5 protein-coding genes and 2 tRNA genes are annotated in these 11,887 nt (G+C 41.0%); 5 read left to right on the forward strand and 2 right to left on the reverse strand.

The genetic code is table 11. The annotated features are described in order from the left end of the window. The 4 genes from ACEZ3G_RS13740 to ACEZ3G_RS13755 all read left to right on the forward strand — a co-directional run bounded on the left by ACEZ3G_RS13740 (nt 1) and on the right by ACEZ3G_RS13755 (nt 9,387). A tRNA-Val gene (locus tag ACEZ3G_RS13740) sits at nt 1-75 on the forward strand. 733 nt (nt 76-808) lie between these two features. Next, nucleotides 809-4,009: a SusC/RagA family TonB-linked outer membrane protein gene (locus ACEZ3G_RS13745; RefSeq protein WP_432426090.1), complete on the forward strand. Its 3,201-nt coding sequence runs from the start codon at nt 809-811 to the stop codon at nt 4,007-4,009. Between the two features lie 108 nt (nt 4,010-4,117). Beyond that, nucleotides 4,118-5,872 carry a RagB/SusD family nutrient uptake outer membrane protein gene (locus ACEZ3G_RS13750; RefSeq protein WP_432426091.1) on the forward strand — a complete coding sequence of 585 codons (1,755 nt, stop codon included), beginning with the start codon at nt 4,118-4,120 and terminating at the stop codon, nt 5,870-5,872. 143 nt (nt 5,873-6,015) lie between these two features. Beyond that, nucleotides 6,016-9,387: a VCBS repeat-containing protein gene (locus tag ACEZ3G_RS13755; RefSeq protein WP_432426092.1), complete on the forward strand. Its 3,372-nt coding sequence runs from the start codon at nt 6,016-6,018 to the stop codon at nt 9,385-9,387. Between the two features lie 98 nt (nt 9,388-9,485). Here ACEZ3G_RS13755 and ACEZ3G_RS13760 read toward each other — a convergent pair whose 3' ends face one another. Together ACEZ3G_RS13760 and ACEZ3G_RS13765 are read right to left on the reverse strand one after the other, a co-directional pair. Beyond that, nucleotides 9,486-10,469, reverse strand: a complete 984-nt coding sequence (locus ACEZ3G_RS13760) for a carbohydrate kinase family protein (protein ID WP_432426093.1) — start codon at nt 10,467-10,469, stop codon at nt 9,486-9,488. A 91-nt stretch (nt 10,470-10,560) separates the two neighbouring features. Beyond that, nucleotides 10,561-11,619, reverse strand: a complete 1,059-nt coding sequence (locus ACEZ3G_RS13765) for a 6-bladed beta-propeller (RefSeq protein ID WP_432426094.1) — start codon at nt 11,617-11,619, stop codon at nt 10,561-10,563. A 164-nt stretch (nt 11,620-11,783) separates the two neighbouring features. Here ACEZ3G_RS13765 and ACEZ3G_RS13770 point away from each other — a divergent pair. After that, a tRNA-Val gene (locus ACEZ3G_RS13770) sits at nt 11,784-11,858 on the forward strand. Nucleotides 11,859-11,887: the final 29 nt, after the last annotated feature.

Raw genomic sequence — 11,887 nt, forward strand, 5'->3', positions numbered from 1 at the left:
GGGCAATTAGCTCAGTTGGTTCAGAGCACCTCGTTTACACCGAGGGGGCCGGGGGTTCGAGTCCCTCATTGCCCACAAAAACGACCCGCCATTGGCGGGTCGTTTTTTTATAGCTGTGATATTACTTCTAATTTTTTTATTACTAATTGTTGGGCTACAAGGTTAAATTTTCATCTTTGTAGTCATCTCTCACGTCTTTCTAATGCTCTGTGGATTTCGGTCGAACTGGACTTAGCTTTGAAGTACTTTGATTCGTGAAAAGTATTAAAAAACAAATTGATATAATGGCTGGGCAACCTGTATATTTTTGTGATTGAAGCTTTGGATTAAAATGTGTGGGAAATACACAATGATTGGGGTCGAAACAGATTATTTAATTGTAAATGAACTGATGTCAAAGACATATCTTTTACTTGGCAATAATCAAGCTTTTCATTCAAGATTTGGAAATTTATTGAAATTGGTCGTTTGACAATTTTTTCACTTTTGTATAATACACCTAAATAAAATATTTAAAGGTGCTTTTTTTGTCAATAATTAACATTTTAAGAAATTCAGACCTTTTTGCCAGAACCATTTGACGTAGGAATCAAGTTTTAAAGGACATAAATTTTATAACTCTTTGTAGAAAATTGGTGTTAAAAGGCACTTCATGATTTTTTTTTAAAAGAATTATTCTAATTTTAGCAAAATTTTAGGATTATTGTATTCCTATTTATGAGAACAGGGAAATTGATCTGTGTTAACAAGTGGGAATACTTTAATTTTAATATATTGCAGTATTAACTAACTTAAAACTCAACTTTTTATGAAGATTAAATTGATTAAAAGTTCTTTGCTTTTAGGGGCATTTTTATGCTTCGGGCTGGCAAAAGCGCAGACCGTGTCCGGAACCGTTTCGGATGAAACTGGTCCTTTACCGGGAGCCAATGTTATTGTAAAGGGTACGACCAATGGTACCCAAACCGATTTTGATGGAAATTATACGTTGGACAATGTGGGTTCCGATGGCATTTTGGTTTTTAGCTATATTGGTTATAGAACTGTCGAAGTTCCCGTAAACGGACAAACCACAATCGACCAAATTATGGAGGAAGATGCCGCTGCACTTGACGAAGTAGTTGTGACCGGTTATGGTTCTCAGACGAAAAGAGATGTTACGGGTTCGGTGGCTACCGTTGACGCCGAGGAGTTGACAGCCGTTCCGGCCACTACCTTTGCCCAGCAGTTGCAAGGTAGGGCTGCGGGTATTGGAATTGTAAACGATGCTACACCCGGTGGTGAGGCAACGGTCCGTATTCGCGGTTTCGGTACAATTGGTAACAACGATCCTTTATATATAATTGATGGGGTGCCTTCGCGTTCTCAGGCTAATTTGAACCCTGGCGATATTGAATCATTGCAGGTGCTGAAAGATGCGTCCGCGGCTTCGATTTATGGTTCACGTGCCGCTAATGGGGTAATCATTATTACCACGAAGCAAGGTAAAATGGGTAAGCCTGTCATCAGCTTTGAAACATTTTATGGCACACAATCTTCTTCGGAGGATGTAGAGGCCCTTAATGCGGAAGAATTGGGTTCTTACCTCTACTTGGCGGATCTTTATGCAGGAAAGTCTCCTGGTCACGGCCAGTATACATTTGGGCCGAACGGGGTCATCATTCCTGATTATGTTTTTCCAAGTGGTGCTTTTGAAGGCGATCCAGGTGTGGATCCAAGTCTCTATGCATTGGAGCCTGGAAATATTTATGCAATAACTAGATCTGCCGATACTAATTGGTGGAAAGAAACCACGCGTTCTGCGCCTATTCAGAATTATCAGATTTCGGCATCCGGGGCCACGGAAAGTGCTCGTTATGCATTTACTTTGAACCATTTCGCCCAAGATGCGATTACCAAATTTGTTGGGTATAACAGAACATCGATTCGTGCAAATACCGAGTTCAGGGCCTTAAACAATAGACTGGCGATAGGAGAGAACCTAACGGTAAGTTTTGACAATAGAAAGGGAGGGTTTTCCAATGACTCGGAGCAGAACACCGTTTCTGGAGCCTACAAGCATCACCCGTTGCTGCCGATTTATGATATCGCCGGTAATTTCGCAGGAAGTAGAGGGGCGAACCTAGGAAACAATTTCAACCCTTATGCCGTATTGCACAGGGATCAAGATGATCGAAGATATCGGTCTAGGGTCTTCGGTAATGTTTACGCGTCTTACGATATCTTGGATAATTTAGAGGTAAAAACAAGTTTTGGAATCGATGCGGCTAACTCAAGGGTAATCAATTTGCGCAGACCACAGCCAGAGTATGTTGAGGGTAACTTTATCAATGGTTCTACATCTGATAATGCCTATGAATACCAATGGCAATGGAATACGGTATTGACCTATGATAAAACCTTCAATGAGGTTCATAATTTCAATGCCTATGTGGGTATCGAGAGTATTCAGGCCTATGGTGAGTTCTTTAATGCAAGTAGAAATCAGTTCGCTTTTGAAACCACGGACATTCTGAGGTATTTAAGACTTGGGGATGCCACGACAGCTAGCAATGATGGTGCCTCATTCAGGGATTTTTCCTTGTTTTCGCAATTCGGTCAGTTCAAATATGACTATGATGGTAAATATTTGGCACAGTTCACGATTAGGAACGATGCTTCATCAAGGTTTCAAGCGGCTTCAAGAAGCGCTGTTTTCCCTGCCTTTAGCTTGGGTTGGCGTGTCAGTGACGAGAAGTTCATGGAAAATGTTGATTGGATCGATGAATTAAAGTTGCGTTACGGTTGGGGTAAAACCGGTAACCAAGAAATTGGTGATTACAATGCCTTTACTACTTATCGTTCTAATATTTTCAATGCAGGATACCCCATCGATGGCTCGACTGGTGCCCCTACAATTGGTTTTGACGCTTCTGGATTTGGAAATCCTGATGCGAAGTGGGAGACCACAACATCGAACAACTTTGGTATTGACTTATTGATGTTAGATCGAAAATTGAATTTCAATTTGGACATTTGGGATAGGGTTACCTCCGACATGTTGTTTCAGTCGCCGGTTACATATAGTGCTGGTGATGCATCGGCTCCCTTCTTCAACGTAGGTCAAATGACCAATAAGGGTATAGACCTTAATATTTCTTGGGATGATAGTGTTGGAGAAGACTGGAGTTACGGAATCAGCTTTAACTTGTCACAATACAAGAATGAGGTTGATAAGTTGAGTGAAAATGCCGACACCCGTCTTTTCGGTGACGGTTCTCGTGTGCCTTCTTTAACGGTAACAGAGGCAGGAACTCCTATTTCGTCCTTCTATGGTTTCAAGACAGTAGGTCTTTTTCAATCACAGGCTGAGGCAGATGCATGGCCTGCTTACGGAAGCTACAATGCGCCAGGAAAATTGAAGGTGGCCGATGTCAATGGAGATGGTGTAATCGATGACGATGACCGCACCATTATTGGTAGCCCACACCCTGATTTTACGTATGGCATCAATTTGGATTTGAGCTACAAAAATTTGGCACTAAACGTTTTTGGTAACGGTTCTCAGGGGAATGATATTTATAATTATGTGAGATACTTTGCCGACTTTAATACCTTTCAAGGTAACCGTTCAAAAAGAGCATTATATGAAGCTTGGCAACCAACAGACCGTAATGCAGACCCAAGTACTTGGGTAGCTGCGAACCCTAACGCAACTGTGCCAATTATGGATGCGAACGATCAGGTGAGTAGTAGGCCTTCATCCTATTTTATCGAAGATGGAAGCTACTTTAGGCTGAAAAATGTCTCTTTGACCTATACACTTCCTCAAAAGCTTTTGGGCAATGGAGGTATTTCAAACTTTCAGATATATGCACAAGGCCAGAACTTATATACCTGGACAAAGTATACAGGTCTTAACCCTGAGATTCAGGCGGCTAACAGAGATGATGATACACTTGGTTTTGATGGAGGCTACATGCCGGTCGCAAGAACTTATACTCTTGGTTTAAGAGTTAGCTTTAAATAATAATTGCATGAAAACGGAATGAATCGATGTTTTACGAATTGAAAATAAGTAAGTAGGACAGAAAATGGTTCGTTTCAAGAAAATTAACAAACATAAATGATAGTAAAAATGAAGAAGAACAAATCAATTTTAACGATGTTCATCGCATTGGTGATCCTGATTACGGGGTGCAATGATGAATTTTTGACCCGCGAGCCAGAAGGCCAATTTGGCCAGCCCAGCTTGCAGACCCCAGAGGGTGTGAGAAGTTTATTGATAGGTGCCTATGCAATGATTGATGGTTCTGGTCTTGATGGAACTGCAGATTGGAATGTAACTGTGGAAAATTGGGCCTTTAACCTAGCTTCCGATGATGCCTTGAAAGGTACCGATGCAGGAGACCAGCCAGAGCAATCTTTTATAGAGGCATATGACTTTCAAGCGTTTAATGGACATATTAATAACCGATGGAGGTCGCTTTTCAAAGGCGTGGCTCGAACAAATGATGTTATTACTTCTGCAAACGCCATAGAGGGCTTGGGTGATGCCGAAAAGGCACAAATAATTGCCGAAGCTAGATTTTTGAGAGGTATTTTTCATATGGAAGCTCGTAAGATGTGGAGAATGCCTCCGTATATTGGCGATGATGTTTTTGACATCAATGACGTAAATAGCACATTGGTGCCCAATGACCGTGAAATCTGGCCTTTAATCGAAGCTGATTTCGAAGCGGCCATTGCCGTACTGCCCGATACACAATCTGATGTAGGGAGACCTACCAGTTGGGCGGCAAAAGCTTTTTTGGCAAAGTCAAAAATGTATCAAGGGTGGAATGAAGATGGTTCTGCGAATACTGCTAAGCTGCAGGAGGCTAAACCTTTATTGGAAGATATCTTAAATAATGGGCCTTTTAGTTTGGTAGCTGATTTTGAAGACAACTTCTTGGTCGCAACACGAAATAATTCAGAATCTATTTTTGAAATTCAATATGCGGTCAGTAGTGCGGCCGATCAAGCATCAAGTAGAGGTATGGGCCTTGCGCACCCATATACTGATCCTTGGGGTTGCTGTGGTTTCTATCAGGTCTCTCAAAACTTGGTAAATGCCTACCAGACTGAAGATGGATTGCCATTGCTTGACACGTTTGATGCTAATGATGTTTCGCCCGATACCAATGCAGATGGAACTTCTGTTGTTACTACAACCTTGGATCCAAGGTTGGACCACACGGTAGGTCGCCCTGGAATTTTGTACAAGGGCTTCAAGATTTATCAGACAGACTTTGTTCGTGATTTGTCATATGCTGGGCCATTTTTCTCAAAAAAGCATGTTGCTGAACCAGAAGGGTTTGGTATAGGTGGTTGGGGTAATCTTACTGCAAACAATTATCGCTACATGCGCTTGGGAATGGTTATACTTTGGTTAGCCGAGGTTGAGGTCGAGATAGGAAGCTTGGAAAGGGCCCGTGAACTTGTCAATTTGATTCGTGAGAGGGCTTCGAATCCTGATAGTTGGGTGCCAAGAACTATTCAAGGTTCCGATCGTAACGATTTTACCGTTGTTGATGGTGAAGCTGCCGCCAATTATGAGATATCACAATACAGCACACCATGGACTGATCAGGCGACGGCCCGTAAGGCAGTTCGATTTGAAACTCGTTTAGAATTCGCTATGGAAGGCCATAGATTTTGGGACTTGGTACGTTGGGGAATTGCAGCAGAAACACTTAATGCTTATATCGCTAGTGAGTCACAACATCGCCAGTATATGGCCGGTAAATCTTTTACTAAGGGTAAACATGAGTATTTTCCTATTCCGACCCAGGCCATTGATCGCTCTTTCAAGGAAGGAGTACCTACTTTAACACAAGATCCCGCCTATTAGGATTAGGATATATATAGTATAAACTTTGAATAACGGTGATAGGAAACATCCTATCACCGTTTTGTTTGAAAAACACCATTTTATATTTGTAGACAACAAAGACAGATTTGTAAATTAGTTTTTTCTTAGCATTATTTAAATTCATGAAGACTTATTTATTGTATGTTTTTATAGCTTCGATTTTCTTGTTTTCCTGCAATGAGAGTAAGGAGCTTGTTCTGTTTAAGAATAAGCCAAGCACTCTTACTCAAATAACTTTTAATAACAGTATTGTTGAGACTGACAGTGCCAATATTCTTACCGAAGAATATATTTTTAATGGTGGAGGGGTCGCAGTCGGAGATTTTAACAACGATAAACTTCCAGATTTGTTCTTTACTGGAAATCAGGTGTCGAATAAGTTATATTTGAACAAGGGCGAGTTCAGATTTATGGATATTTCTTCTGAATCCGGTATTGAAGCAACCGATAGATGGTGTACTGGAACGACAGTAGTTGATATTAATCAAGATGGCTGGCTTGACATCTACGTTTGTGCTGCTCGCGAAGCTGATTTAAAACGAAGGGCAAATCTTCTGTTTGTCAATCAGGGCCTTAACGAACACGGTATTCCTGTATTCAAGGAATCTGCAAATTCTTACGGAATTGCTGAACAAGGCAACAGTATGGGGGCAGCTTTTTTTGATTATGACAGAGATGGTCTTTTAGATCTGTATGTATTGAATAATGAACAGGTGCACATACTTCCAACTAACTATAGAAAAAAGGTTGATGATGGAACCGCCGTAAGTAACGATCGTTTATATCGGAATAATGGTAACGGTACCTTTACTGATGTCACTCTGTCTGCCGGAATAAGGTATGAAGGTTTTGGCCTTGGAATAGCTATTGGTGATTTGAACTATGATGGTTGGCCCGATATCCACATAGGTAATGACTATCTTACCAATGATTTGCTTTATATAAATAATGGAGATGGTACATTTTCAAACGATATCGAAGATTTTATAAAGCATCAGAGTAAGTTTTCTATGGGCTGCGATATTTCTGACTACAACAATGATGGATATCTTGATATAGTTACTCTGGATATGTTGGGAGAGACCAACTATAGGATGAAGACCACAATCGGTATGAACAACTATATCAAATATGTGTTGAATGAACGTTGGGGCTATGAATATCAATATAGCAGAAATATGCTGCATGTTGGCAATGGACCCGGTATACCCTTAAGTGAAATTGGCCTTCAAGCAGGTGTGTCTAGAACGGATTGGAGTTGGTCACCTTTATTTGCTGATGTTGACAACGATGGATTTCGAGATTTGTTGATAACCAACGGATTTCCTAGGGATATTACGGATAAAGATTTTGGAGATTTTAGATTGAGCGTAAGTCAGTATTTGAGTCCTTACAAGATTTTGGATTCTATTCCCGTTGCCAAAGTACAGAACTACGCTTTCAAAAACACAGAGGATGGACTGTTTCAAAATATGGGAAAAGAATGGGGGCTGAACTTACCTTCCTTTTCGAACGGTGCCGCATATGTTGATTTAGACCAGGATGGTGACTTGGACTATGTAGTAAATAATATTAACGATGAGGCCTTCGTATTTGAAAATACGATCGGAGGTAGTGCCGAATCTCCACAATCTCTTAGAATATCGTTGAATGGCCCTGAATCGAACCGTATGGGTATTGGTGCCAAAATAGTGATAAGATACGGCGAAAATCAATTTCAGTATTACGAACATTATTTGACAAGGGGCTATATGTCCTCTGTAGAAGAGGTCATTCATTTCGGTCTTGGCGATATAAGGTCGGTTGATTCGGTCGAAATACTTTGGCCAGATGGCAAATTGCAAAAAGTTATCGGCATAAAGACAAACCAGACTTTGAAATTGGACTATGACGATTCCGATACTATTGTTGACACTGAGCCAGTTTTCCCGTTGGTGCCAAAGAAAATAAAAACAATCTTTAAAGAAATATCAAAAGAACTGTCGGTTGATTTTGTTCATCAAGAAAAAGACATTGTCGATTACAATATCCAGCGTATTTTGCCACATAAACTTACGCAGAATGGCCCATGCCTTGAAGTGGGTGACATAAATGGCGATGGGTATGAAGATTTTATCGTTGGCAGCTCCTCCACTTTTTCGCCAAGTATATTCTTTCAAAGAAGCGATGGTACTTTTGCCGAAAAAAAGCTTTTTGACAAAGACTCGGATATGCGATATGAAGAACAGTCAATGGTTTTGTTCGATCTTGAAAATGATGGGGACCTCGATCTATATTTGGTTTCGGGTAGTGCGGAGTTTGAAGAAAAAAGTGAACTCTATGTCGACAGGCTTTTACTGAATGACGGTAAGGGCAATTTTACCTTGACTAATGATGTATTGCCCGAAGTAAGAGCAAATGGCTCAGTAGTAAAAGCCGAGGACTTTGATAATGACGGATTTACGGACCTGTTTGTTGGAGGCCGTACCCCTATTGCGAAATATCCATTACCAGACAGTAGTTTTCTACTTAAGAATGAAGCGGGTAAATTGGTTGATATTACCGACACATATGCAAAGGGTCTAAGAAAGGTCGGCATGGTTACCGATGCCAGTTGGTCGGACTATAATGGAGATGGTTTGTTAGATCTCGTTGTTGTCGGTGAATTTATGCCCTTTACGATTTTTGAAAATAAGAAAACCTCGTTTGAAAAGGTAAAATCGTCGACACTAGATAATAATCTGGGATGGTGGGAAACCGTTAGTGCCAATGATTTTGACAACGATGGTGATACGGATTTTGTGGTGGGCAATTTGGGGTCTAATAATTTCTATCGGCCAACAAAGGAAAAGCCGGTTACCATTATAGCAAAAGATTTTGATGCTAACGGTAGTATCGACCCCGTAATGTTCGCTTATTTTAAGCAAGATGAAGATAGTTACGAAGCATTTCCAGTAAATTTTTGGGGCGATTTGAATGCTCAAAGCCCTTTGTTTAGGTCGAAATTCAATCTTTACAAGGAGTACGCCAGAACGACCAAAAATGATTTGTTCACAGAAGAAGAACTAAAAGACGCCATAACTTTGACCGGAAATACTGACAAAAGTACTTATGTCGAAAATATGGGCCAAGGAGAATTCAGACTATCAGCCCTTCCCCTGGATGTTCAGGTGGCACCTGTCAATGGATTTTCGACAGGCGACTTCAATGATGACGGCTTTATGGACGTTCTCGTAATCGGAAATGACTTTGGCAATGAGATTTTTATTGGCAGGTATGATGCCTCGAACGGTAGCCTACTCTTAGGTAATCAAAATGGAGGATTTAAAAGCCTTCATCCTGTGGCAAGTGGTTTTACGCCTAGTGGTGATGCGAAAGCAATTGCTAAGTTGAGAAGTGCTTTGGGTGAAATGTTATATATCGTTACTCAGAACGAAGGGCCTATTCTGATTTATAAACAAAAAGTTTCTAGTACTAATTCAGCGCAGAAAAATAGATTGGTTCGGAGTAATTGAATATGATATCTTTGGCAAAGCAATATTACGTAGGTACTTTTGACGGGTTGTATTCGTATCCTTAAGGTCATATAGTCTTACATCCGGAAGTTTTGTAGTTATACTGCTCCATAAGTTTCCAAAATCATCTGATCGGTTTCTTCAATAGATTTGAAAACACTAAAGTCTCGCCCTTGCGTTCGTTGTGCTCCCAAGGCATTTGCATACTTGGTGGCGGTTATATAATCGGTTCGGTTTTTTAAAATCCCGTAGCCTAGGCCGCCTGCAAACGAATCGCCGCAGCCCGTGGTGTCAACCACATGGTCTACATGAATCGATTTGACCCTTTCATGATATATTTCACCTTCCTTTTTAAAAAAAACGGCACCGCCATTCGAGTCTAAGGTAACGATTAAGGATTTTACCCCGTTTTCAAGGGCATGATTTGCAAATTCAGGAAGATGTTCGGTAGACCCATCATGTAGATTTACCAAACTCTCCGAATGGTATTCTTTTTCGAACCAGCAACATTTCGATTCTTCTAAATTCATTTTGAGCACATCGATATAGGGCAGCCATTGATCACGGTCGATCCAAAATTTGACCAATCGATCTCCGGTCATCGTAACGGTATTTGTGGGCCCATGGGCATCGAAAATAATCGTAGCGTCACTTTTTTTCTTGATATACTTCAAGGTTTCGAGGGGTACCTCGTAATCGGTGATCGGTACACATACGAAAACATCACAATGCAAAAGATTTTTTACGTCTTTGGGGATGATTGGGTTCATAAAACCTGTTTGTTTCTCCAATCGATTGTTTTGGTCCAAAAATTTAAGGCTGATAACATCACCTTGGTCCTGATCTGAAGTAATGTTGGCGACATTTATATTCTCATAGTCGGCAAGAATCTCCTTGATGGCCTGTTCGTCTTTCTTGCGAACATGTGATACCAGGTGAACCGTTCCTTCATTGCCAAGAAGTTTCGACAAACCAATGGCCGTATGGGTGGCACATCCATATTTTTCTATGACTTCACCCCTATGTGTTGTAATATGATCCCTAGGGATTGGGCCCAAAACGGCAATGTTGTATTTTGACATAGTTATCTGCTTGTTGCTGTTAATAATAACAGTAATTCAAAAGAACATAAGAAGATACGACTTTTTTGGAAAGTTCAAACGCAAGATGAAATTAGACGCGATGTAGCTTGACAGGGTAAGTTTTTCCGGATGCCCACTGTGGAATGTAAAGGTTTTCATCGTTATCAACGAACACATCATGCGGGTTTTTAAAAGTTTTTCCGTCGTATTGTGGAGCAACCAAGACACCTCCTTTATATTCGGGAATGCTCCCTCCGGGAAAGGAGATGACGTTATTGTCCTTATCGAGAACGGCCAGCATACCGTCATAGCTGTCCCAGGTTTTGGTTACGATTACGGCAAAGTAAAGATTCTCGCCACGTATTACCGGCCTGCAGATTGAGCAACCCGGCAGCGATATGGTTTCCAAGTGTTTTCCATCCAAAGAGAAACGCTTGAATTCTTGGCTGGCCCGAGAGGTTATCAGTAAGGTTTGATTGGTTTTGTCCCTAGTATCCAAGGTGATGCCATGGCAACAATTGAATTTGTCATCTTGGTCACCCGTTCCACCAAAATGATTTAGGTACTCACCTTTCGAATTGTAGTGAATGATAAAATTCTTTCCATAACCATCGGCCACGTAAATGTCACCATTGGGCATAATGGCGGTCTCGGTGGGTAGAAATTGGTCGTCCTTTTCATATCCGCTGACCTCCTTTGGTCTTTCCAAGGTCATCAAGACACGGCCATCCAAGGTTGTTTTTGTTACCTTGTGTGTTTCGGGATCCGTTATAAAAAGAGATTGGTCGCTGCCTTCACCGGTAATGGTCAACCCGTGCGCTCCAGGAAATTCGGTGCCCCAAGAATCCAATACTTTTCCCGATTTATCATATATCAGAACATTGTTGTTGTTTGCACCGGTCGTTGTCATAAAAATACGGCCCTTATGGTCCATGGCCATTTCATGGCAATCGTTTACAGGTATTTTAGATGGGTCCTGTACTCCCCATTCTTTATCTACGCGATATTTGAATTCTCCATGCCCTACAATTTCCCCCATATTTTTTGTTGAGTGTGTAATTCCAAAAGTATATTTAGGTGCGGCCAAAGTCGCCCCGGCCACTATAGTTGACTTTTTTAAGAAATCCCTTCGGCTATTATTTTTTTTCATAACGTTTCTAGTTGTGTCCCGCATCTTACAGTGCGAGATGGTGTTGCCCTAAATTACGTTTTTTAGACTAGAAAATCATCATTTTCTAGTTTGGCAATTCATAAACTTATGAAAGAACCGTCTTTTTTGAATGCAAAAATAGTTATACCTTAGCGACCTCTTTTGGGTCATTAGCTCAGTTGGTTTAGAGCGCTGCCTTGACAGGGCAGAGGTCATTGGTTCGAATCCAATATGACCCACATTCTTTCTCATTTTGGGGGTTGACAGT

The organism is Meishania litoralis (assembly GCF_042611095.1).
Taxonomy (GTDB): domain Bacteria; phylum Bacteroidota; class Bacteroidia; order Flavobacteriales; family Flavobacteriaceae; genus Meishania; species Meishania litoralis.